Source organism: Dyadobacter sp. 22481 (assembly GCF_052044875.1).
In the GTDB taxonomy this organism is placed as follows: domain Bacteria; phylum Bacteroidota; class Bacteroidia; order Cytophagales; family Spirosomataceae; genus Dyadobacter; species Dyadobacter endophyticus.
Genome location: NZ_JBQENV010000001.1, coordinates 2,477,792 through 2,499,847 on the forward strand (window position 1 = coordinate 2,477,792; position 22,056 = coordinate 2,499,847).

Sequence of the window (22,056 nt, forward strand, 5' to 3'; positions counted from 1 at the left end):
TTATGATGCTACAACAGCAGAACAAACCGCAACTTACCGTCCACGACGTTGAGCTGTTCGGATCCGGCAAACACTATCATATTTACAATAAGCTCGGCGCACATATTCAGCACCAAACAGAAGGCCAAGCAACACATTTCGCTGTGTGGGCGCCCAATGCTGCCGAAGTTTCTGTGATCGGTAACTTCAACGGTTGGGACAGGGCAGCTCACTTACTTTTGGCCCGTGCAGATGGCTCTGGTATCTGGGAAGGTACTGTTCCAGACGTTGGGCAGGGAGCGCTCTACAAGTACTTCATACGCTCCAATAATGGCTATGAAGTCGAAAAAGGTGATCCTTATGCGGTTTATTGGGAAGTTCCGCCGCGCACCGCTTCGGTGGTGTGGGGGCTGGAATTTGAATGGAGTGATCAAGCCTGGCTCGAAGAACGGAAATCTCCGGCGCTGAACAAACCAATTTCAATTTACGAAGTGCATCTGGGCTCATGGCGTCGGGTGAACGACCAGGACGGACGCGAGATGACGTACCGTGAACTAGCGGCCGAGCTTCCGGAATACTGCCTGTTTTTGGGATTCACCCATGTAGAGTTTCTGCCCGTAATGGAGCACCCCTTCTATGGATCGTGGGGTTACCAGGTAGTCGGTTACTATGCACCAACAAGTCGCTACGGAACGCCTCAGGATTTTATGTTTCTTGTCAATGCGTTGCATCAGGCTGGCATTGGCGTAATTCTTGACTGGGTGCCTTCTCATTTCCCAACCGACGAGCACGGGCTGAGCTATTTTGATGGATCGCATCTATACGAGCACGCCGACCCACGGCAGGGTTTGCATCCCGATTGGAAAAGCGCCATTTTCAACCCGGGGCGTCATGAGGTTAAAAGTTTTCTAATTTCCAATGCACTTTACTGGCTGGACAAATTCCACATCGACGGCCTGCGAGTGGACGCGGTAGCCTCTATGCTTTATCTTGACTACTCACGGAAAGAAGGCGAATGGATTCCAAACCGTTATGGCGGCAGGGAGAATCTGGAAGCAATAGAATTCTTGCGGGAATTCAATGGGGCCGTTCACCAGTCTTTCCCGGATGTGATCACGATCGCTGAGGAATCCACAGCCTGGCCCGGCGTTACCCATGCGGTCAGCAGTGGTGGGCTTGGTTTCGATCTTAAATGGATGATGGGCTGGATGCATGATTCTCTCGCTTATTTAAAAAAAGACGCCGTTTACCGCAGCTATCACCACGAGCAACTTTCGTTCAGCTTGCATTACGCCTTTTCTGAACGTTTTGTGCTGCCCCTTTCGCATGATGAGGTAGTCCATGGGAAGCGTTCATTGCTTCAAAAAATGCCCGGGGACGATTGGCAACGCTTTGCCGGGCTGCGTTTGCTGTATACATACATGTACGCGCACCCGGGTGCAAAGTTGCTCTTTATGGGAGGGGAATTCGGACAGCACCACGAATGGCGGCATGATTACAGCCTCGACTGGAATGAAAACCTGCATCCGCCGCATGAAGGCATCCAAAAGCTGATTAAGGATCTTAATTCGCTTTATCGCAACGAGCCGGCGCTGTATGAAAGAAATTTCTCAGCAGAAGGATTCGAATGGATCGACCACCAGGATGCTACCAATAGTGTACTTGCATGGATCAGGAAAGGAGCCTCCTTATCAGATCAACTGCTATTTGTTGCCAATTTTACACCGGTGGTGCGGAATAATTATCGAATTGGTGTCTCGAAGCCGGGCTATTATCAAGAAGTATTCAATAGTGACAACCTGCGCTATGGTGGTGCCGATGTTATGAATTTTGAAAAAATTGAAACCTACCCTATTCCAAAACATGGACATATGCATTCCCTACCGTTGACATTGCCTCCACTCGGTGTAATAGTATTGAAATACGAAAAAGTCTTTGACTGGCTTTAACGGCATTGATAGTTTCCAGACCACTAACCACTCGAAACAAAAAATTTGGGGCCCTCAATTTGGTGCTCGGAATACGCAATAACACGCACTAATTGTCGAATTGACAAGCTACTAGGAGTACTTAATCTTGTTTTTGAGAACGATTAGATGCAACAGGTCAGTTCCTGCTGACCCGCAAAAACCGCCTACGACATTGTATTTGCAACGGCCTTCAATCAATATGTCATTCAGGCGATCCGGTTCAGCGCATTAGATTATCTGCTGAAACCGGTCGACCCGGAAGAGTTGCAAACCGCCATCAATCGCCATGTCTATAAGGTAAAGGAAAAGCCGCAACAGCAGACCCAGCAATTGTACGACAACCTGGTCCACAACATCGAAAAGAAGAACATCAGGGAATTCCGACTTGCAGTGTCTTCAAGTGAGGGCGTGTTCTTTTTCACGCTCGACGAAATTCTCCGGGTGGAAGCCGACAAACACTATACGGGTATTCACCTGATCGGCAAGCGGCCGTTTCTGGCCAGTAAAACCCTAGAATAGTTCGATGAGATGCTGGGCGAGTTCAATTTCATCCGGACACACAAATCACACCTCGTCAATCCGAAGTATATTAAGCAGGTAACGCACAATAAACATTTTTTGCTGTTGTCCGATGGTTCAAGAATCGAGATTTCACGCCGCAACAAGGAGCTTGTGCAGCAATACCTTAAACTGAAATGGCTGACTATTTTACTTGCTGCACAAAAAGCCTTTCCAATGTTTCTGCCGGGTCGGCAGAAAAACCGGGATGGACTTTGGATGTCTGCAAAACCGTGCTGCGGGTAGCTGTAAGCCACCGGAAGCGAGATGCAGCGGGCAATGCAGCAATAGGGCTTCCGCACTGCCGGTTACCTTCGCAAATTTGCCTGAATGCATGAAGATATCTTTCAACCTCGATCAGATCTATGCCACTAGCGAAAGCTGTCAGGCGATCTGGCTCGACTTCGGAAACACAAGCAAGAAATCCTCTCGCAGGACAATACAATACGACACCCACGTTCAAGAATTCTTCCCGCTCAACCCGCGGGACGATGCGCAACACCGCATATTCGTATAAAAATCTATCTGGCATCCTGGGCTCCTTTCACAAAAATTTCAGACGCTGAGAGGCGGGCCTGCAAATATGAAATGTAGGCCTGCCGGTGCTCATCGGCAGATTCAAATGGAGAATCCACCGACAACCAGTCGTTGGGAATAAGGGATACAACCGCTGGAATAACGCCATTGGCCAGCCGCTCGCGAAATTCAGCATTTACTTCTGTTAGTAGCGACGCGTTTGGCAATAAAACATGATCCTTTATCTGTATGAATGGCCGCCGAGCCTGCTCCTGCCAGTTCTGCCATGAATGATGAAAATAAAGTGCTGCCCCGTGGTCGATCAGCCACAGCTCTTTATGCCACATGAGCATGTTGGTATTGCGGGCGGTGCGGTCGACGTTGGTTAGAAAACTATCAAGCCACACGATCTCGGATGCCAGTCGAGGCCCCACCTTTGTTACAGCCGGATCAAATGTAATAGCCCCTGAGAGGTAATGCATTGCCAGGTTCAGGCCGGTGCTGGCTTTCAGTAAATCCTGGATTTCCTCATCGGGCTCCGTTCTGCCAAAACCTTCGTCGAGGTTCGCAAAGACTATCTCGGGAACCTTGAGTCCCAGAATACGGGCTAGTTCCCCTCCTATCATTTCTGAAATCAGAGCTTTTGTACCTTGCCCCGCTCCTCTGAATTTCAGCACGTAAAGAAAATCATCGTTGGCCTCGGCAATGGCCGGCAGCGAACCGCCTTCCCTAAGCGGGGTCAGGTAACGAAGCACATTGACAGTTCGCAGGCTAAAAAGTTGGTTGTCCACTTGAAACAGCTAGATCGGTTTAACAGGCCGAAGTTAGTCATTTTCATCTTTGCCGAGTAGGATTAATTGCCAAACGGAGCCTGGGAGGCACTTTGTAAAATTTCGTATAAATTATTGAAGAAAATTTGCATGTCACCCTTCCGCTCCTTACTTTGTAGAAGTAATTTTAAATGTAAACCTTCTTCTTCATTTGATAAAATTTTACCTGAAACTACTTCTGGCTTTGGCCGGCAGTGGGGGATTTGTGCAATTTTCCTTTGCTCAGCCTGCAAATGCAGTATATCCCGATAAGCAAACCAACGGTGGTAGTGCGGCGGGCGGTGGCCTCACCGGAAGCTATTCGGTGGCCAACGCCGACAATGCCAGAAACGCTACCGGGAATATCAAGCCAAACAATAACTTTGCAGTGCTTACTGCCAGCAGCACGTTGGGAACTTCCACGGCTTGGATACAGCTCGAATTTCCCGCAGAGGTAACCAGCGGTGCAGCGGCTCCGGTGACTGTGTATGTGCGTACCAACAACAACACAAATGCCTTGCTGGGTGGAGGGGTAGAGCTAACCGCGCACGACAAAAATGGGGTTCAGGTAACTGTTCAGTCTGCTAATTATAAAACCTACTACACTCCGGACGGGTCGGTATTTCTGGCCGTTACACCCACCGCCACATTTAAGTACATTAGGACTAAACTCTCGTCGCCGGTCGCATTGGGGACCAATACTTTACAGGTTTATTATGCATTTTACGGGCCAGGAGCAACGAATACGTCTAACCCCTATCCTTTCAATGTCGCCGATTGCGGCAGCCCCAACGTTTCAACCAAAGACTATTCGGGTCTGACGCTTGGAAATTTTGATGTGCTGAATGCAGGAAATGCTGTTGATAATGATTTGAATTCAAAGTCGTCCTTCGTCTCGACGGGCGTTGCTTTGCTAAGCGGACATATTAAGCAGACGTTCTTCTTCAATGGGGTTTCCAACAATGCCGATGCGGTGCGGGTCATCCTGTCGCAAAGCGGGTCGTTCCTGGCAGTGAATCTCGCATCGAGCATTACATTGCAGAGCTACAACGGCAGCACACCGATTGGTACTTCGACACTCGTCAATGCACTGCTGGACACAGACTTACTAGGGCTTTTAGCTGGGAACAATAATCAAGTGGCCTTCTATTTTGCACCAAAAGATGCCAGCGGCAACTCCGTGATATTCGATCGCATAGAGCTTGATCTGAATATTGGCCTGCTCGGTGTGGGGCTTGGCAGTAACGGTCTGAATATTCATGACGTGCGGCGCTCGCCCGATATCCCTGCTGCAACCGGCCCCAAAGCTTGCAGCAACATAGGCACTGCCGCATTATCGGCGCTAGCCCAGCAATTGGGCATCTCCGGGATTGGTAGCTTTTCCTATGCATGGTACACTACTGCGCATGGTAGCAGTGCTGTTTCAAGCGCGCAAAGCTGGACTGCGAGTGGACTTAGCACACCCGGCACGGCATCCTATTATGTTGAGACAACCAAGTCGGGTTCCGGTTGCATTGCTTCCCCCCGCAAGAAAGTGGATATCATCGTGTCAAGCCCGCCCGTATCGCCGGGCGTCGCACTGAACCCCTGATCAGTTTGAATTTAAACCGTCCTTTATAATTGTTCATCTTTATCATTTCAATCATGAAAACACTGTTTACCACCCTCCTCGCAGTTTTGTTTTTCTCTTGCCTGGCACCAGTATCGAAGGCCGCCACTTACTATGTCGTGAACGGGCAATCGTTTTCGCTATCGCCCGCCGCCGGTTCCAATTTCTTCCAGTACCTTTGGACACTAGACCCTGGTGTCGGCCAAACAATCGAAATCCTCGACCAAGCCAGCGGCGGTGTTCTCAGCCACACCTTCTCGGATGCCATCACTTCTCCGAGCATACACAAAATAACACTCGGTGTGATTGAAGTATTCGAAGGCTGTTTGTCTAATGTCGTTGAACACACCATTATTGTGCTTCCCAAGCTGACGATAAGTCTTACCGCCGATAAGGAGAATTTCTGTACTGATAAAACGGTAGCCGCAACCCTTTCAGCAACAGTTTCGGCCACAACCGGCCTCGACACATATGGTGTAACTATTTCCCCGTTCGCTTGGAGCAAGGGAGGTTCCGTGATTAGTGGACAGACCGGTTCGACCCTGAACGTGACCGAAGCCGGCACATACAGTGCCCTGGTGAATTACATACTCCCTACCGTCGGTGATTTTATTCCGACCGCTTCCAAACTGACTGGTTCAGTAATAGGCGGAACCAAAGAAATCCTGCATAACCTGCCGGTGCCAACTGTTCCGGCCATCACACTTAACTAATTTGGGTAACCCAAAAGAGCGAAATCTCACAGTTATGCGCTACTACCTGTTAATATGGATGCTTCTGGTATCGGGCTGGGCCTGTGCGCAAAGCCAGATCAGGGAAGTATTCATGTGTAAAGATGCCACATTGCGGATCAAAGCCGAATCCACCGGTGCGGTGCGTTATGAATGGTTTCTGGATAATCAGGTGATCACGGGCAGATCGGCGCCCGAATTACTCGTGAACGAAGAGGGCACCTACAAAGCATTAGGCGTGAATGCCGATGGCTGCGAATCCGGGGAGTCGGTTTACATCGTGGTTAAACACTATAAGCCATCGGCAGTTGATGACTTTATAGCGGGAAAAACAAATGCAACGGTGGTGATCGACGTGTTGAAAAACGACTTGTCCGAATGCGCCAGCCTTAACGCTGCGTCGCTCGCCGTCGTGCAAGGCCCTGTCTCAGGCAATGCGACAACTACAAATGGGAAGATAACGTATACCCCTGAACGTGATTTCCTCGGCCAGGTGACGATCAGCTACACTGTTAGCGACCAGACCGGACAGCTTTCCAACGTCGCACAGGTCAAAATCGATATCCTCACCGACCCGTTGCCGGTAGCACTAGCTTATTTCGATGTTCAGAAAACCGAGGACTTGGCATTGCTCGAATGGCGCACTACAGGGGAGACCAATAGTGCTCATTTCGATGTGCAACGACGCGATGATACCCGCGACTGGCGCCAGCTGGGTACGGTTGAGGCGGCCTTTGAAAGTAATACGGTACGCAACTACACCTTCATAGACAGCATTCCAGGGCAGGGATTGAATTACTACCGGCTGAAAATGGTAGACGCTGACGGTAGCTTCACTTATAGCCAGGTGCGTTCGATAAATTTTCCCGATTTTTCGTGGGCCGAAGTTTATCCAAACCCGGTTGAGGATCAGCTACGCATTGTGATACGTAACAAAAAAGTGAGCAACGTTAGAGTGATCAGCCATTCAGGGATTGTAAGGCTGTCACAGGCGGTCACCTCGCCCTCATTTACAATCAGTTTGAAACAATATCCAACCGGCATGTATTATATCCATTTTGAGCAGGCCGACGGAGCCGTCAAGATTTTCAAGTTGATGCATAATTAAATCAGGCCCCGGTTTGTGCCGGGGCTATGATTTTACAATGCATTGAAAACTGACTTTCCGCCAGATTGCAGGCTTACTTTCCGCACAGAGCCGGTCCCGCGGAAGCCAAATGCAATGCCGAGTATCTTAATCTGGCGGTCGGGGACCGGAAATTCAAATGCCTGTTCGTTGTTGATAGCATACCGGATTTTCCCCGCAGATGCTGTGCAAGACACACTAGCCCAGTCCAAGAAATCTACCCCAAATGCCGACAAGTCCGCCTTTTTGCCTGACACGTAATTGTCGACGCTCATCAAATTAAGCTCCGAAACACATCCTTTTGCGGACAATGGTATGACAATGGGCATATCGTCGGTGATAAGTGAAATATAAGTTAACTGGCAAGCTGCTGAACCTTCGCTATATTCATTTTTAATTTGAGTTGAAAAGGAAAAATCACCAAGCGGTACCGGTTCGAAGTTGCCGACATTAAAGAACTTGATCATAGGTGGATCAGGCTGCATTGCAATATTTTTCTTTTCAATAGTCCCGGTATTGATTTCAATGGCACCAGCGCGTAAAAATTCTTCCTTTCTTAGATAAACCGGCATTTTCGGCCGATCGATTAGCCCTGACCAACCATCAGTTCCAACAAGTAGTTTATGCTCCTGCACGATCTGATCGCCGACTAATAGTTTGGCCTGATACGTACCGGGTTCATAATACACCGAGGTATGCTTGTGCAAATTTTTGTCGACCAAAACCCTTCTGGAATCGTCCCAGGACTGCTGAATAAATACCGAATCGGTAGGTGAAGCCGATGCGTCGTAAGTAAAAATGACGGAGTTTGGAATACCCCGCGTAACCGAGCGGCTTTCGAAGGAATAGGCACTCTTTTCCAATTGCGGCTCTCCTTTATCAAATGCGAGCATACTTGCCAGAATAACAATCAAAGCGGCAGTCGCAGCCCACGCCAACTGCCTCCAGCTCCGTGGTTTTTGGGCAACGGCATCCTTCGGTGTTTCCTCGTTGTGTTCCGTTACGGCAGTTTGGTTTTGCTTTACAAACGCACGCCAGTCGCTCGAACCGGCAAACCGTGCCAGAGTATTGAGCGTAGTTCCGCTTGGCAAATGGTTGTATTCGGCCCTTCCCCAAATTCGGCGGAGCGTGCTTGTGCTGAGCGACACACCAGTTTCGTTCAGGACCAGTTCGCTCAGGTTTTCGAAATCGACCGTTTGCCAACCATCCCCCGGCCCCCAGCCTAGTTTATCCTCGATGACAGCCTTGCAACGCTGCAATTCATTTATTTCAGAAACCATTGTAAATGAGCGTGATAAAACTTGACAAAACTTGATCCGAACTTGAAAACGACATTACAGACGGCCTGATTATGTTTGAACAGACAAAGGAACCAGCCGACCGGCCGTGTAACCGAAACGACCAACAAATATTTAAAAGATGTACAAATTAAGCTATTTATTGTCCATTATCTTACTGCTCGTCGTCTGCCGGATGCAGGCGCAGACGCTTCACGTAAATGCATCCACAGGCAGCGACACAGCCAATGGCAAGGTCGAAACGCCGATAGCGACGTTGCAGCGAGCCGTTGAGCTGGCCAAGACATTTAAAACCGGCGAAAGCGTTACGATCAAAGTCGCACCGGGCCTTTACACACTGCGCGACCAGGTGGTGATCGACAAGCGCAATACCGACGAGGCGTGGCTCACGATCGAAGCAGCTACTATGCCCGATGATGCGGACTGGAAGCCCGCGCAAATGCCGGTGATCCAGTCAATATCGGCCAACAATAACAAAACGCAGTTCCAGCATGCGGTTGGGTTTCTGATAGCAGCCGATCACGTGCGTATCCGCGGACTGAAATTTATCGGCAACGGCAATCCGGAGGTGCAGTACTATTATCCTGTGAGCCGCAAAGACTCGACCCTGACCGGCCTGGATGTTTCACAATGCTATTTTATCGGCGAACGCAATTCGGCCCCCATTCAAGGGAGCATCTGGGCGCACGGCGCGGGCGTTCATGTCGACCACTGCATTTTTTACGGTACCAAGAATGCGCTGCTCCTTTTTGCAGCCATCAGGGATTTTTCACTTAAAAACTCGGTCATTGCAGGCGCCTACGAATCGGCGGTGTGGTTCGGCACTTTCCATGAGCCATTTGTATTTGAAAACAACATCGTCGCCAACTCCGAATACCTGTGGCTCCGCGCGGAAAAGACCTACCCGAAATACAAATTCAAAAACTGCCTTTTTACCGGTATGCAGCATGAAATGGGTTACTATGGTCAGAACGGCGCAGCACCGGCGGAAAAGAACGCGCATTCCGAAGAACATGTCGGGCGCTCAGGCAAGTTGCTGCTCAGCGAGGTAGCAACCAACGGCTTGCCTCGAGATTATCTCAACCCACTTCCAAATTCGGCCGGAAAAGAGCTGAACGCGGGCATTTTCAAGAAATAGTCTCACTTTAACATATTTGCATTATTAGCCATGAAAAAACTCGTATTAGTTGCGCTCAGCATCATTACTTTCACTGCATTCGGTCAGAAAAAAACAAAAACCGCAGAGAAAGACCTCAATACCTGGGTAGACCTCACAGCCGGGAGCTGGGACGCACCCGGCGCCAATGCAGAGTTTACCAACCACGATGGACGCCCGGCATTGAAAGTTCTGCCCAAACCAGGCCAGGTTATTTTGAAAAACACCACATTTTCCAATGGCACTATCGAGTTCGATTATATTCCCACCGACCAGAGGTTTGCTTCTTTCTATTTCAGGTATAAGGATAGCAAAGAAACGGAGCTATTTTATTTCCGGACCCACCGATCGGGCGACACAACCGGCATCGAAGCAGTACAATACACCCCCAATATCGATGGTGTTAACCTTTGGGATTTGCTGCCACACTATCAGGGGAAGGCCAATTTCCAGAACAAAACCTGGAACCACGTAAAATTAATCGCCTCTGGATACCAGCTGCGGGTGTTTGTCAACGATATGCAGCGGCCTACAATGGAAGTCCCAAGAATGGAAGGTAATGTCATGGAAGGCACGCTTGCGTTCGAAGGTGAGGGCATTGTGTCAAACCTTGTGATCAAACCCGGCCAAACCGAGGGGCTTCCCGCGTATGAGGGCACCGACCCGGTTGCGAATGACCCGCGCTATCTGCGAAAATGGCAGGTCTCAGAGCCAGCCGTGTTGCCCAAAAATGTGGATTTCAGCACCGATTATGCACCAAAGGCAGAAACAATGTGGGGGACAATCTGGGCGGAAAGAAGAGGGATGATCAACCTCACGCGCAAGTTCGGCATGAGCAAGGAGCGCCGGATCGTGTGGATGAAGGTTGATATTAATTCCAAAACAGACCAGAGGAAAAAGATCGCAATGGGTTTTAGCGACGATATATGGGTGTTTTTAAACGGTCGCTATCTGTATGTCGATAAAAACACATTTGGCGCGCCCATTATGAAGGAGCCCGCAGGCAGATGCTCTATTGAAAACTCTTCATTTATAATACCCTTAAAAGCCGGAAAAAATGAGCTGATGGTGGCGCTGGCTAATGACTTTTACGGCTGGGCAATCATAGCCCGCCTGGAAGATATGGACGGTATTTCGATTGAGTAATTTTTAGAAAGGGAGGAAAGGGAGGACGGAGGAAGGAGAAGAGGGACGATATGTCGGTCTGAGTGCCCAGTCCCCCTTCCTACCCTTCCTCCCCTTCCTCCCTCTACCCGTTAGTCAACACGATTTTTCCGAACTGTTTGCCCTCATGCATATAATCGAAGGCTTGCTGGGCGTCCGACAATGAGGGGTAAACTATGTCTACAATGGGTTTGATCTTGTGCTCTGCCGTAAATGCGAGCATATCTTTGAATTCCTGCAATGTCCCCATAGTCGTGCCCAGGATAGAAAGGTTCTTCCAATACACTTTGTTTGGGATGATATTGCCTATGGGTCCGTCAGTTCCGCCGAAAAATACGATTCTGCCGCCAGGCTTCGCAGTTTCGATCAGGTTGCCGAACCCTTTGCCGGATGCGCTGTCCAATACAACATCGAAGCCGCCGGTAGCTTCTTTCACTTTAAGGAACCAGTTTTCTTCCTTGTAATTGAACCCTTCTATCGCCCCGAGTGCTTTGGCCTTTTCGATCTTTTCCTCCGAACCGGAAGTAACGTACACCTTCGCGCCGGCCGCGACCGCATACTGCAGCGCCAGCAATGCAGTACCTGCACCGATACCGGTAATCAATACCTGCTCGCCCGCCTTCAATGCAGCCCGCGTAAACAACGCACGGTACGTTGTAATGCCAGCCAGCGGTAACGCCGAGGCTTCGATGTCGGTGAGATGCGCCGGTTTTTCGTGGATATATTTTACATCTACTGCAATGTATTCTGCGAAAGTACCCGGCTCAGGATTACCCAGGATCTTGAACTGATCCCCAAATGCAGCCGGGTTATCGCCCCAGTCGTGGCTCGGGTTAATGATCACCGCCTTACCGATCCATCCCGAATCGACATTCCTGCCGATTTCGACTACGCTACCAAAACCATCCGAACCCAGGATCAGTCCTGCCTTGGGACCAGCATATTGCCCTTTCTGTATCCAAACATCGCGATGGTTCAGTGAAGAATAGGCCAGTTTGACAAGAACCTGGTTATCAGTCGGCCTCGGCGTTTCCACTTCTTTGACAATGAGTGGGGTATTTGTATCTGTCAAAAATGTTGCTTTCATGAGTTAAACGATTTTGTGTTTGACAATGCAAAATTGTACCGGATTTTGATTAATTTTACGGTATAATTTTTCCAAAATCCGGTACACTTGCTTCAACCATGAAAGAAAACCTGCACGAACCCTTTGAAATAATCTACAAGGAACTCGACGAATGCCCCAAACCAACGCACCAGCATAATTTTTTCGAGCTCATCTATATTCTAAGAGGAACCGGCGTGCAGGAGATCAACCAGCATACATTCCCGTACAATGCCGGCCATATGTTCCTGCTCACCCCTGAGGACACCCACTCATTCAACATCGAAACCACCACGCAATTTGTATTCATTCGGTTCAATGATGTGTATCTCAAAAGCAATACCTCGCTTTTGAGCGCGTCACAACGGGAAGACCTGCTCCAAAGGCTGGAATTCATCTTGCAAAATGCCAGCCATCAACCCGGGTGTATTCTCAAAAACCAGGCAGACAAGAGCATAGTCAAACCGCTAATCGAGGCGATAATTCGTGAGTATGTCAACCGCGATATGTATAACAAAGAGCTCATCAGGCAGTACGTCAATACAATGATCATCCTGGTTGCCAGGAACATCGCCATGTACCTGCCCGAAAAGATCACCGAATGCAGCGAAGAAAAGGCGATCGACATTCTACAATACATCCAGGCAAATATCTACTATCCCGAAAAGATAAAAGCCGCTAACATCAGCAAACATTTCGGGATATCCGAATCGTATCTGGGGCGGTATTTCAAAAAACACACCAACGAGACAATGCAAGAATACATTATCAATTCGAGGTTAAAACTTGTCGAAACCCGGCTGCTGCACAGCAATATGCGTATGAACGAGATTGCGACCGAACTCTCATTTACCGATGAAAGTCACCTCAACCGGTTTTTCAAAAAGAGCAAGGGAATGAGCCTTGGTGAGTACCGTCGCAAACGCCGGGTGGCAGCGGCTGTATAAATGGCGCCCGAAAGCGCTGGAATTCTGGGAATTCCATTCGGGGAACGGTATTTGCTAAGGACTTAAAGCAAACTAAAAGCCATTTACCATGAAACTGCTTAAAACGCTTATTTTAGCTCTCGTACTTACTGTACCCGCCTGCGCATTCGGACAATCCAGCGACGCTTCATCGAAATCGTCCAGGCAGGAGCAAAAATACCAGCGCAAGACAAAACGACACCAGATCAAAACAGCTGACTCGTCTGACCTGAATGCTATCCTGAAAGATTCGGCCAACGCAGAAACCGGCCCCATCCTGAACGATAATGGGAATGTTAACTCAACCGGCAGTGTCGACGGAAGCCGCAGCAGCACCGGCCGACCTGACGCCGATACGACAACGTCATATACCGTTAAGCGAAAAAAGACCGTCATTAAAAAGCCGTGAGATGCCACGACGGTCGTACTGACGGTCCCAATCCACCTTGTAACTACCCTATCCGAGCCGCTTCAAAACCTTTTCCAACCGCTTCCGCTTCGATTCTTTTTCAAAATCCCCTAAACGACTGGTCAGTGTCCGGACGAATGTTGATTTGTGAGCACCTCCCATAACCGGTAATGCATTTTCTGCATACATCGGGAGCTGGTTGGGCGGGCAGCTTAGCATTTGCTCGTTGAGTAGAGGAAGGGTTTGATCAAGGCAAGCGGGAATACCGCTAAGCTTGATGAGGATCGCGACAAAATTATCGCGTGTGATTACTGAGCCTTTGTCGGCAACGGTGGCTAATCTGGGAATAAAGGCAAATACGATCTCTGGCTTTTCATGTGCAATTGCGTTCAGGGCCGTCATGCCGCCCCATTGCATACGGTTGTCTTTACTGTCAAGCAAAGCCGCAAAGTGGTCGGTATAGGCAGCTATCAGCGAGGGCACTTGCTCGCCTATTTCGTAGAGGACTTTAATGCAGTCGTGACGAATGTCCTTGCTTTGATGGTTGAGGTTTTCGACCAGTTCAGCTACTGCCTTGCCGTCGGCATTTGTAGTAATTTCAACGGCAAGCTCCTGGTTGGGCAATTCATCCCGCCGGTTCATCGACGAGGCAAGCCTGGATATTACAGTCATATCTTATTTGAATTTATAGGCCATTCATCAGCATTTCCGTTTTTGGTCGACGTAATAATCGTCGATCAACTTGATGGCCTCAACCTGGGTTAGTGCGGCAAAATTACGATAACGGTCATGCACATCGATAATTTCTGCCAGGGCCGCCTCGACGAGCGCGGGGTTTTGCCAATTTTTCAAATGCGCGAGTACTTTGATCAAACAGCCTTTTTTATAGGCTATCTGCCCAATCACGTGCACGAGCGTATTCCGTACGCGGGCGGTAGGATCATGTTGGAGCTCCTGCAATAACGGAAGAATGTCTTCGGGGTGTTTACGACCGCGCAATTCGATCCCGTGACAAATTTCACGGCGGATTTCCTTGTCCTCATGATGCAGGTACTGCTTTGCCCAGGTAAGAACTGGTCCGGGGTTAACCTCTCCCATTTTCTTCACCGAACCTATCACCGCGTTGCGTGGAGAATGATGTGGGTCTTTCAATCCTTCGTCAAAAATGGTACGAACTTCTTCGAAATACGTTTTACCAACCTCTCCCGCGGCATTTATCACAGTTTGCCTTACTTTAAAATTCGGATCAGAGAATAATTCAAAAAGCATTTCCAGTATGACTGGTCCTAGTGCAACCTCATCCGAATACAATCGGCCGGTCACCAAATAGGCCGATTTTCGTATATAAGTATCAGCATCCGCGTAGTAGGAATGTACTTTTTGAAAATTTCGACTCAATAGAGCTTTCTTAATATCACTCCGGATCGCCAGTACACGATCGACTCTTTCAGACTTCGACAAATCGTAAAATGCCACGGGACAAGGGGTAATCTGATCTCATCAAACCAAAGACTGGACTATGTCTTCACAGACAAAAAACCCCGGCGAAAGCGGGCTCGCCGGGGAATGCTGTATAAATAAACGTCGAGTAAGAGACAATGGGTGCAAAAGATGTGTAACTCAACAACTTCCAACTACTTCTATCAGACTACTAATTTACCGCAAATTTTGCATATGACGCAAAAAAACGGTTACAATCACGAAAAAATTCGTCGATTTTTGTCGACTTCGCACTTTTTACGTCGAAATCCTACCAAATCGCAACCTGAGCTTTCATTAGTTAGTAGTGAGGATTGTAAAGAAAAACAAAGCCGGCGTCGTGGTTACGAGCCGGCTTTTAGGTAGTATTATCCCTTTCTATTTCTTCTGTTGAGAAAGGAAAGTGATCAGCGACGCAAACTCTTCATAAGATAGCTCGTTGGCCAATCCAGGAGGCATCATAGATGTTTCCATCTCCTTCCGTGAGGCAATATTTGCGACCTTGATCGTATTAACCTGACCGGTAATGTCACGGATTACCAGCTTTTCAGCTGACTCCTCCGAAACAAATCCCATGTAGGTTTTGTCGCCTTTTGTGGTGATCATCACCGATGCGAAACCCTGAGAAATAGAAGCATTGGGCTTCAAAATCGATTCTGCAATTTGTTCACGGTTCATGATCGAGCCTATCTGGCCCATGAATGGCCCTTTCATCACCTCGCTACGGCTCAGGCTGTGGCAGGCAACACAGCCCTGCTTTGTAAACAGTTTTCGGCCTGCTGCTGGATCACCCTGTATTTTGGCAATGGCCAGCATTACGTCTTCGATCGACGACTCTCCTACCTGTCCCTTTTTGTTGCGGATTTTTTCAAGGTCAACTTTTATTTCCTCTTTGGCTGCCACCACTTCTTCCCCGCCGAACTCGGTAATACCCATGCGGTTGCGTCCATTCAGGTCGGCAAAAAACTCTTTATCGCTGGCATTGTTCCATTCTTTCACCAAAAAGTCTTTCACTTTTGCCGAAGACTCCCATTCAACAGCTTTATAATACGGTCCGTGCGTATCCGGGCGCGTGCTCCACCACCATGAACCATCGTAGTCGGCTTCTTTTTTATAGATTCTTCCTAATGTTGTCAATATCTGGTCTTTTAATGCCTTGTCTTTGGTCTTCCCATAAGCCGCGATAAGTCCGTCAACTGCCTTGGAATCGTGCATATAACGCAATGCCCATAATGCGATCGTCGAATTTTCGGTACCAACTGCTTTCACGCAGGCATCCACCGCATTCAACGCTACGAGTGCGCGGACGGCGATATGCGGAGTTACGATAGCCGAATTAGGCGTCGCATGAGGCCCTTCGCTTCCTTTTGGCGGCGCAACAAACGAACCGGGCACTTTCACCTTAAGCAATGCCTGTGCGCCTTCCGGTCTGCCTAAACGGCCCAAGCCGATTGCCGCTGCCAGTTTCTCACGGGCGTTGCCATTTTCCAGCGCTTTCAGGAACGGATCAACCGCCACTTTTGATACATAAGGTTTGCGATCGGCCAGCGCGCGCAATGCATATTCGCACATATCGGTTTCCGACGCCAGTTTCGCCAGGTTATCGATCCCGTCCGCCCCAGCCGCCTGCGCATAGGTGTACATACCCGCTACGCGTACATATAAGGGAGCCTTCTTGTCGTCCGCGACAGCCCAGGCCGCTTTCGCCGCATCCTTTGCCGGGCGTTTCAGCAGTTCCTGCTGTGCTGCCAAGCGCTGCACAGCGCTTTCCGACCTTAGTAATGACGCCAGCTGCTTTACCGGCGATTTGCTGATATCTTTAAAAGCCTTGTACTGCCATCCTTTCGGCACTGCGCGCGTAATGAAACCCTTGCCCGGATTACCCGAATAACCGGCACCATCCCAGGCGGCCAGGTACACGCGCCCCGAGGCGTCGATATCCAGGTCTGTCACTTGTGAAAGTTTGATAAATTCCTCCTCTTTCTGTTGGAAAGTAGGCCCATCCGGCGTTACTCGGTGCACATAGACCTGACTCCGGCCCCAATCGGCCATCATCGGAACACGGTTATACTTGGTGGGCCAGTTCGGATCGTCCATAAAAAGCGAACCCGTCCCCGAGCCTCCGCCGAGGTCGATCAATGCAGGAATGATTTCTTCCGTAAAATTCTTGAACAAGACCGGATAGCCGTATTCGCCCGACTGGATCTGGTTGCTGAAACGGATATTCCAACCGCCGCCGTCGTTGGTATTGTCGCGGGTAAAAATGTTCATATACGGGTCAATCGCCACATCATAAATGTTTCGCAATCCATGGGTATATACCTCCATTTCTGTACCGTCAGGGCGTACACGCACAATGCCGCCGCCGAGTTGGGTCATTTTTTTACCAGAGCGGTCAACCGCATCATGAAAACCGAAGTCTCCCACGGCAATATAGATCCACCCATCGATCCCCATGCGGATACCATTGGTCGCGTGGTCGGTGCCCCGGCTTTGAAGGAATTTGGGCGAGCATACATTCTGGATAAGTGGCTTGGCAGGGCCGTCGGCCACACCGTCGTGGTTCTTATCTTCTAAAACAACCAGGTCCATTCCGGAGGCCTTGCCGGTTTCTTTGGAAAAAGTGGTGTGCAAAACAAACACCTGATCTCCCTGAGAAATGATCCCGCGGGGATTGTCCAGCATCGCAAAGGTAGTATGCTGGTCTACTTTGCCATCATTATCGGTATCGACAAGCCGCACGATACTGCCTTTACCGGGCGTTTTGCCTAAAGAGCCGATCATATCGACCCCGACAAATACTTCACCAGTTGGCGCTACGGCCAGACAAGCCGGGCTTGGAGTAAGATCATGGCCAGCGAAATGCGTTAGATTCAGCTCTGCCGGCCAAGCAGACGCGTTAGGAAGGGAGTCAGCCCGGGTCAGGGTCCGGAGTTCAGACCTTTCTTCTTTTTGAAGGGTGCTGGTCGTCGTCCACAGCATGAGCAGGAACGCCGACACACTTAATGTAATTTTTAACATAAATAATTTAACAAAAATAATTCAACCCTCTCAACGAGAATTAATTGGTACAGTACACAAATTATTAAAATAGGATGCAGGTCAGAACTACTCTAAAAAAAAGCCCTATTTGCGCTGATAGAGGGCAAAACGCATGAAAAGCTCGGGTAAAGCCTCCTGCTGGCCGTGCAGCGTCGTGAAATGAAAGTGGCGGTCGATCGAGAGCCCTTCGACATCCACAATGCGGCACTCCTTACTCTGCAGTTCTTTCAGAACCGCATGGACGGAAATGAACGCCATGCTGTCGGAATGTAGAATGTACAACTTCATACTTTCACTGCTGCTGAGCTGCATTTCGACATTCAAATCGCCAAGCCCCAATCCGATCGATTTTAATGCGTGCGCGATTACTTCCAGCGTGCCCGAACCGGGCTCGCGGAGCAGCAAGGGTATCTCGCGCAATTGGGCGGCATTGATCACGCCTGTCGCGGCCAGCGGGTTTTTGCTATTGGCCACCAGCACGATCTCGTCATTCAGAAACTCGGTATATTTAATAGCCGCATTCCTGGAAAAGCCCTCGATCACACCCAGGTCGATCTCCTTTTGCTGCAATGCATGCTCGATTTCCTCGGTATTCTTGGTCGTAAGCGTGACCTCGATATTATGAAACTTGCGGTGAAATGCCGCCAGGATGGGTGGCAGAATGTACTGCGCGGCCGTAGTGCTCGCGCCCAGCCTTAATTTGCCGCTTGTCCGTTGTGAAAGGCTGTTTATTTCAAATTCAAGATTTCTGTAAATATCAAAAATCTGCTCGGCGTGATGCAGCAGGATTTCACCCGCGGCTGTCAGGCTGATCTTGGAACCACTCCGCTCAAACAACTTGGTTTTCAACTGATTTTCCAGTTCATGAATATGTTTGGTGACGGCCGGCTGGGTGATAAAAAGCTCGGATGCGGCTTTGGTAAAGCTCAGGCGGCGGGCTACGGCCTGGAAAACCTGCAAACGGAAGTCGAAAACCATGAATTAACAGTTGGGTGAATATGCTGAGGCAAAGAAAAGGCTTTCGGCACAAATGGCCGCACGCATTGTCCGGCATTTGCACGGGATGTCCGGTTTCGAACATGGTGTTTTTAAAAAAAGTGTATTAGGAGCGAACAGAGAGCATTTTCCGTCATAGGCACGCCATTTGTTATACATTTATAGAAATAATAAAACCCCTATGAAAGGAACCTATCTGGGAGAGTTTGAAGAAGTAGTGTTACTCGCCACCGCCATACTGGCCAGCGATGCTTACGGAGCTTCGATTACCAATGAGATCGAGCAGCAAATGGGGCGGTCGGTAAATCTGGGCGCGGTACACGCCGCATTGCACCGGTTGGAAGAGAAAGGCCTGCTGTCGTCACGGCTGGGCGGAGCCACCGCCGAGCGTGGCGGCAGAAGCAAGCGGTTCTTCACCGTCACGATGGCCGGTACCAAGGCTCTGGACAATATCCGCGAGATCCGCAATCGCATGTGGAGCGCCATCCCTAAACCCGCCTGAGCTATGAACACCCCTATTCAACCGCCCCGATGGGCCACCCGGCTCCTGCACTGGTTCTGCGCTTCGCACCTGGTAAACGATCTGGAAGGCGACCTGCTGGAACTCTTCGCACAGCGTGTCCGCACACACGGGCCGCGTGAGGCGCGCAGGCGTTACGTGCGGGATGTGATCTCGCTGATACGCCCGTTCACCTTGAAGGAAAAACCAGAAAAATATCCGCAACCCGCATTCATTCAATCAGCCATGATCCGCAATTTTTTCAAAATCGCTTTCCGAAACCTGGTCAAGCACAAGTTGTTCTCCTTTATTAATGTACTGGGGCTATCAGCGGGCATGACCGCCTGCTTTCTCATCGCATTATATGTACATTTTGAGCTGACTTATGATGCATTCAACAAAAAGGCCGACCGTATTTACCGGCTTTCTTCGGACATCCAATCCTCTGCGGGCACTTTGCAATACAGCATCACGTCATGGCCATTTGGTCCTGCCCTGCAAAATGACTTTCCTGAAATAGAAGCATTTACCAGGGTTAGTAAAGAGAACTACCTTTTCCGGAAAGGTGATGTCAAATTCAACGAGGAGAACACGGTGCTCGCCGATTCGTCGATTTTTCAGGTATTTGACCTGAAACTGCTTCAAGGCAATCCCAAAACCGCGTTGAAAGCACCGTTCAGCGTAGTATTGACCGAAAGTGCCGCAAAAAAATACTTCGGAGCGCATCCAGCCATGGGGCAGACGCTCCTTGTGGGCGACAATGGGGATGCTGCCCAGGTCACCGGTATCATGCAAGACCCTCCTGTGAACTCACAATTGAGGGGTGACGTGTTCCTTTCCATGACCACCCACACGCGCCATTACAACACGGCAGTGAATGACGAGTGGGGTAATTTCGGGACCACTACATACCTGCTTTTACAACCTGGAACCGACCCTGCCGCACTTTCACGAAAATTTCCGGCATTCCTGCACAACCACATGGGCCGACTGTTGCAGCAGGAAAACATCTCTATGACCCTGCTGCTGGAACCGCTTCGGGATATTTACCTGTATTCCAAACGGGAGGCCGAACAGTCGGGCAGCATAGAGAACATTTACATTTTCACGATCGTCGCCATATTCATTTTGCTCATTGCCTGTATCAACTTCATTAACCTGACCACGGCACGGTCGCTGGAACGTGCCCGGGAAGTGGGCGTGCGCAAGGCGGTTGGTGCTGGAAGGTGGCTGCTCGCGCGGCAGTTTATCGCTGAATCGCTGCTAATGTCGTTTCTGGGCTTTCTGCTTTCTGTGATACTTTCTGCGGCATTACTCCCGCTGTTTAATGAGCTTTCCGGCAAAACGATCAGTCGCGGGCTGGGTCAGGAGCCACTTTCTGTCGGCATTTTATTCCTGGCATCCATATTTATCGGGCTGGCTTCGGGCATCTATCCCGCACTGGTGCTCTCATCATTCGAACCTGTCAAAGTTTTGAAAGGTAAATTAGCGATGACCGGCAACGGCGCTATGCTGCGAAAAGGATTGGTTACCATACAGTTTGCCATTTCAATCGCCTTGATCATCGGCACGATGATCGTCTACTCCCAGCTGGACTTCATGCGCAGCCACGCGCTGGGTTTTGCCAAAGACCAGACGGTGGTCATCAAGCCGGGCACGGGAAATAGCCGCAATGCGTTGAAAACCATGCTTCAAAATGTGAACGGCGTCAAATCCGTGGCCGGCTCTTCTGCGGTTCCTGGCGGGCCAAACTCGCAGGCGCATTCGAAGCTCGAAAACGCCCGGGGCGAGATGCAAATAGCAACCCTGGATGTTTACCGCGTTGACTTTGACTTTATTCCCCAATATGGCCTGAAGGTAGTAGCAGGCAGGCCATTTTCGAGCGAATTCACTTCCGACAGCACCAAAGCGCTGGTCGTCAACGAGGCGACTGTGAAACTGCTCGGCTACCATTCTCCGCGCGAGGCAATCGGCAAAAAATTCAGTCAGTGGGACCGTGAGGGCACGATCGTCGGGGTAGTTAAAGACTTTAATTTCAAATCATTAAAGGAAAATGTAAAACCACTCACCTTCCGCATGCTCGATCCGTGGAACAGCGATCTGTTATCAGTCAAACTGGATGGCCACAATGTGAAAGCAACGTTGGAAGCCATTGAAACGCAATGGAAAACCCAATACCCCGACAGACCGTTCAGCTACTACTTCCTCGACGAGTTCTACGACCGCCAATACCGCGCCGACGAGCGCTTCGAAGCACTTTTCCTGAACTTTGCCGCCCTGGCGATCTTTATTTCCTGCATGGGCCTGCTTGGACTTGCCTCCTATGCCACCGTTCAGCGCACCAAAGAGATTGGCGTCAGGAAAGTCCTGGGCGCTTCTGTGGCGAGCATCGTTGGCTTGTTGTCTAAAGATTTCCTTCAACTGGTTGCCCTTGCATTCGTGATCGCTGCACCGCTGGCGTGGTTTGTCATGCACCGCTGGTTGGAAAGCTTTGCCTATAAAACGCCTATCCATCTCTGGATCTTTCTCGCAGCCGCATTGCTTTCAGCGTTGGTCGCCCTGGCGACAATCAGCTTCCAGAGCATTCGCGCCGCATTGATGAACCCGGTAAAGTCGCTCAGGAGCGAGTGATATTGGGTTAGGTG

General features: G+C 49.7%; 20 protein-coding genes. 12 read left to right on the top strand and 8 right to left on the bottom strand.

The window, feature by feature from the left end; translation table 11 throughout:
* Positions 1 to 2 precede the first annotated feature (2 nt).
* The 3 genes from glgB to ACTJJJ_RS09730 all read left to right on the top strand — a co-directional run bounded on the left by glgB (position 3) and on the right by ACTJJJ_RS09730 (position 2,753).
* Positions 3 to 1,928 carry a 1,4-alpha-glucan branching protein GlgB gene (glgB, locus tag ACTJJJ_RS09720; RefSeq protein WP_426293961.1) on the top strand — a complete coding sequence of 642 codons (1,926 nt, stop codon included), beginning with the start codon at positions 3 to 5 and terminating at the stop codon, positions 1,926 to 1,928.
* A gap of 285 nt (positions 1,929 to 2,213) precedes the next feature.
* The gene (locus tag ACTJJJ_RS09725) at positions 2,214 to 2,468 is read left to right on the top strand and encodes a hypothetical protein (RefSeq protein WP_426293960.1); all 255 of its coding nucleotides are present in this window, start codon (positions 2,214 to 2,216) and stop codon (positions 2,466 to 2,468) included.
* A gap of 9 nt (positions 2,469 to 2,477) precedes the next feature.
* Positions 2,478 to 2,753, top strand: coding sequence for a LytTR family DNA-binding domain-containing protein (locus ACTJJJ_RS09730; RefSeq protein WP_229221221.1), 276 nt, complete (start codon positions 2,478 to 2,480; stop codon positions 2,751 to 2,753).
* Here the strand turns inward: ACTJJJ_RS09730 and ACTJJJ_RS09735 are convergent.
* Together ACTJJJ_RS09735 and ACTJJJ_RS09740 are read right to left on the bottom strand one after the other, a co-directional pair.
* Positions 2,653 to 3,039 carry a DUF3037 domain-containing protein gene (locus tag ACTJJJ_RS09735; protein ID WP_188928168.1) on the bottom strand — a complete coding sequence of 129 codons (387 nt, stop codon included), beginning with the start codon at positions 3,037 to 3,039 and terminating at the stop codon, positions 2,653 to 2,655. The two genes, ACTJJJ_RS09730 and ACTJJJ_RS09735, sit on opposite strands and share 101 nt — an antisense overlap.
* Complete coding sequence (locus ACTJJJ_RS09740; protein WP_188928166.1) at positions 3,029 to 3,814, bottom strand: HipA family kinase; 786 nt, start codon at positions 3,812 to 3,814, stop codon at positions 3,029 to 3,031. The genes ACTJJJ_RS09735 and ACTJJJ_RS09740 overlap by 11 nt, the downstream gene beginning before the upstream one ends.
* Before the next feature lie 190 nt (positions 3,815 to 4,004).
* Between ACTJJJ_RS09740 and ACTJJJ_RS09745 the strand changes: the two genes are divergently transcribed.
* The 3 genes from ACTJJJ_RS09745 to ACTJJJ_RS09755 are packed head-to-tail and all read left to right on the top strand — an operon-like array spanning position 4,005 to position 7,280.
* Positions 4,005 to 5,423: an immunoglobulin domain-containing protein gene (locus ACTJJJ_RS09745; RefSeq protein WP_188928164.1), complete on the top strand. Its 1,419-nt coding sequence runs from the start codon at positions 4,005 to 4,007 to the stop codon at positions 5,421 to 5,423.
* Positions 5,424 to 5,476: 53 nt separating this feature from the next.
* Complete coding sequence (locus ACTJJJ_RS09750; protein ID WP_426293959.1) at positions 5,477 to 6,154, top strand: hypothetical protein; 678 nt, start codon at positions 5,477 to 5,479, stop codon at positions 6,152 to 6,154.
* Positions 6,155 to 6,188: 34 nt separating this feature from the next.
* Positions 6,189 to 7,280 carry an Ig-like domain-containing protein gene (locus ACTJJJ_RS09755; protein WP_426293958.1) on the top strand — a complete coding sequence of 364 codons (1,092 nt, stop codon included), beginning with the start codon at positions 6,189 to 6,191 and terminating at the stop codon, positions 7,278 to 7,280.
* Positions 7,281 to 7,312: 32 nt separating this feature from the next.
* On the opposite strand, the gene ACTJJJ_RS09760 is transcribed toward ACTJJJ_RS09755, so the two are convergent.
* The gene (locus ACTJJJ_RS09760; protein WP_188928158.1) at positions 7,313 to 8,578 is read right to left on the bottom strand and encodes a hypothetical protein; all 1,266 of its coding nucleotides are present in this window, start codon (positions 8,576 to 8,578) and stop codon (positions 7,313 to 7,315) included.
* 160 nt (positions 8,579 to 8,738) lie between these two features.
* Here ACTJJJ_RS09760 and ACTJJJ_RS09765 point away from each other — a divergent pair, with 160 nt between their 5' ends.
* Positions 8,739 to 9,734, top strand: a complete 996-nt coding sequence (locus ACTJJJ_RS09765) for a hypothetical protein (protein ID WP_440701707.1) — start codon at positions 8,739 to 8,741, stop codon at positions 9,732 to 9,734.
* A 30-nt stretch (positions 9,735 to 9,764) separates the two neighbouring features.
* Complete coding sequence (locus ACTJJJ_RS09770) at positions 9,765 to 10,898, top strand: family 16 glycoside hydrolase (protein WP_426293956.1); 1,134 nt, start codon at positions 9,765 to 9,767, stop codon at positions 10,896 to 10,898.
* 103 nt (positions 10,899 to 11,001) lie between these two features.
* On the opposite strand, the gene ACTJJJ_RS09775 is transcribed toward ACTJJJ_RS09770, so the two are convergent.
* Positions 11,002 to 12,003 carry a zinc-binding dehydrogenase gene (locus ACTJJJ_RS09775; protein WP_188928152.1) on the bottom strand — a complete coding sequence of 334 codons (1,002 nt, stop codon included), beginning with the start codon at positions 12,001 to 12,003 and terminating at the stop codon, positions 11,002 to 11,004.
* A gap of 98 nt (positions 12,004 to 12,101) precedes the next feature.
* Here ACTJJJ_RS09775 and ACTJJJ_RS09780 point away from each other — a divergent pair, with 98 nt between their 5' ends.
* Both ACTJJJ_RS09780 and ACTJJJ_RS09785 read left to right on the top strand, forming a co-directional pair.
* Positions 12,102 to 12,968 (top strand): AraC family transcriptional regulator, encoded by an 867-nt coding sequence (locus tag ACTJJJ_RS09780; protein WP_426293955.1) that lies wholly within the window; start codon positions 12,102 to 12,104, stop codon positions 12,966 to 12,968.
* A gap of 88 nt (positions 12,969 to 13,056) precedes the next feature.
* On the top strand, positions 13,057 to 13,395 hold the full coding sequence (locus tag ACTJJJ_RS09785) for a hypothetical protein (protein ID WP_188928148.1): 339 nt from the start codon (positions 13,057 to 13,059) through the stop codon (positions 13,393 to 13,395).
* Positions 13,396 to 13,443: 48 nt separating this feature from the next.
* Here the strand turns inward: ACTJJJ_RS09785 and ACTJJJ_RS09790 are convergent, their stop codons facing one another.
* From ACTJJJ_RS09790 to ACTJJJ_RS09805, 4 genes are all read right to left on the bottom strand, one after another.
* The gene (locus tag ACTJJJ_RS09790) at positions 13,444 to 14,067 is read right to left on the bottom strand and encodes a hypothetical protein (protein WP_426293954.1); all 624 of its coding nucleotides are present in this window, start codon (positions 14,065 to 14,067) and stop codon (positions 13,444 to 13,446) included.
* 27 nt (positions 14,068 to 14,094) lie between these two features.
* Positions 14,095 to 14,664 carry a HEAT repeat domain-containing protein gene (locus tag ACTJJJ_RS09795; protein ID WP_426293953.1) on the bottom strand — a complete coding sequence of 190 codons (570 nt, stop codon included), beginning with the start codon at positions 14,662 to 14,664 and terminating at the stop codon, positions 14,095 to 14,097.
* Between the two features lie 588 nt (positions 14,665 to 15,252).
* The gene (locus ACTJJJ_RS09800) at positions 15,253 to 17,895 is read right to left on the bottom strand and encodes a DUF7133 domain-containing protein (protein WP_426293952.1); all 2,643 of its coding nucleotides are present in this window, start codon (positions 17,893 to 17,895) and stop codon (positions 15,253 to 15,255) included.
* 105 nt (positions 17,896 to 18,000) lie between these two features.
* The gene (locus tag ACTJJJ_RS09805) at positions 18,001 to 18,894 is read right to left on the bottom strand and encodes a LysR substrate-binding domain-containing protein (RefSeq protein WP_188928140.1); all 894 of its coding nucleotides are present in this window, start codon (positions 18,892 to 18,894) and stop codon (positions 18,001 to 18,003) included.
* Positions 18,895 to 19,093: 199 nt separating this feature from the next.
* Here ACTJJJ_RS09805 and ACTJJJ_RS09810 point away from each other — a divergent pair, with 199 nt between their 5' ends.
* Both ACTJJJ_RS09810 and ACTJJJ_RS09815 read left to right on the top strand, forming a co-directional pair.
* Positions 19,094 to 19,414 (top strand): PadR family transcriptional regulator, encoded by a 321-nt coding sequence (locus ACTJJJ_RS09810; protein WP_188928137.1) that lies wholly within the window; start codon positions 19,094 to 19,096, stop codon positions 19,412 to 19,414.
* A 3-nt stretch (positions 19,415 to 19,417) separates the two neighbouring features.
* Complete coding sequence (locus ACTJJJ_RS09815) at positions 19,418 to 22,042, top strand: ABC transporter permease (RefSeq protein ID WP_426293951.1); 2,625 nt, start codon at positions 19,418 to 19,420, stop codon at positions 22,040 to 22,042.
* Positions 22,043 to 22,056: the final 14 nt, after the last annotated feature.

Bases quoted from the DNA above. Each gene is read 5' to 3' on its own strand.
- glgB (WP_426293961.1), top strand. From the start codon at position 3: ATGATGCTACAACAGCAGAACAAACCGCAACTTACCGTCCACGACGTT.
- ACTJJJ_RS09730 (WP_229221221.1), top strand. From the start codon at position 2,478: ATGCTGGGCGAGTTCAATTTCATCCGGACACACAAATCACACCTCGTC.
- ACTJJJ_RS09735 (WP_188928168.1), bottom strand. From the start codon at position 3,039: ATGCCAGATAGATTTTTATACGAATATGCGGTGTTGCGCATCGTCCCG.
- ACTJJJ_RS09750 (WP_426293959.1), top strand. From the start codon at position 5,477: ATGAAAACACTGTTTACCACCCTCCTCGCAGTTTTGTTTTTCTCTTGC.
- ACTJJJ_RS09755 (WP_426293958.1), top strand. From the start codon at position 6,189: ATGCGCTACTACCTGTTAATATGGATGCTTCTGGTATCGGGCTGGGCC.
- ACTJJJ_RS09760 (WP_188928158.1), bottom strand. From the start codon at position 8,578: ATGGTTTCTGAAATAAATGAATTGCAGCGTTGCAAGGCTGTCATCGAG.
- ACTJJJ_RS09770 (WP_426293956.1), top strand. From the start codon at position 9,765: ATGAAAAAACTCGTATTAGTTGCGCTCAGCATCATTACTTTCACTGCA.
- ACTJJJ_RS09775 (WP_188928152.1), bottom strand. From the start codon at position 12,003: ATGAAAGCAACATTTTTGACAGATACAAATACCCCACTCATTGTCAAA.
- ACTJJJ_RS09780 (WP_426293955.1), top strand. From the start codon at position 12,102: ATGAAAGAAAACCTGCACGAACCCTTTGAAATAATCTACAAGGAACTC.
- ACTJJJ_RS09785 (WP_188928148.1), top strand. From the start codon at position 13,057: ATGAAACTGCTTAAAACGCTTATTTTAGCTCTCGTACTTACTGTACCC.
- ACTJJJ_RS09790 (WP_426293954.1), bottom strand. From the start codon at position 14,067: ATGACTGTAATATCCAGGCTTGCCTCGTCGATGAACCGGCGGGATGAA.
- ACTJJJ_RS09795 (WP_426293953.1), bottom strand. From the start codon at position 14,664: ATGCTTTTTGAATTATTCTCTGATCCGAATTTTAAAGTAAGGCAAACT.
- ACTJJJ_RS09800 (WP_426293952.1), bottom strand. From the start codon at position 17,895: ATGTTAAAAATTACATTAAGTGTGTCGGCGTTCCTGCTCATGCTGTGG.
- ACTJJJ_RS09805 (WP_188928140.1), bottom strand. From the start codon at position 18,894: ATGGTTTTCGACTTCCGTTTGCAGGTTTTCCAGGCCGTAGCCCGCCGC.
- ACTJJJ_RS09810 (WP_188928137.1), top strand. From the start codon at position 19,094: ATGAAAGGAACCTATCTGGGAGAGTTTGAAGAAGTAGTGTTACTCGCC.
- ACTJJJ_RS09815 (WP_426293951.1), top strand. From the start codon at position 19,418: ATGAACACCCCTATTCAACCGCCCCGATGGGCCACCCGGCTCCTGCAC.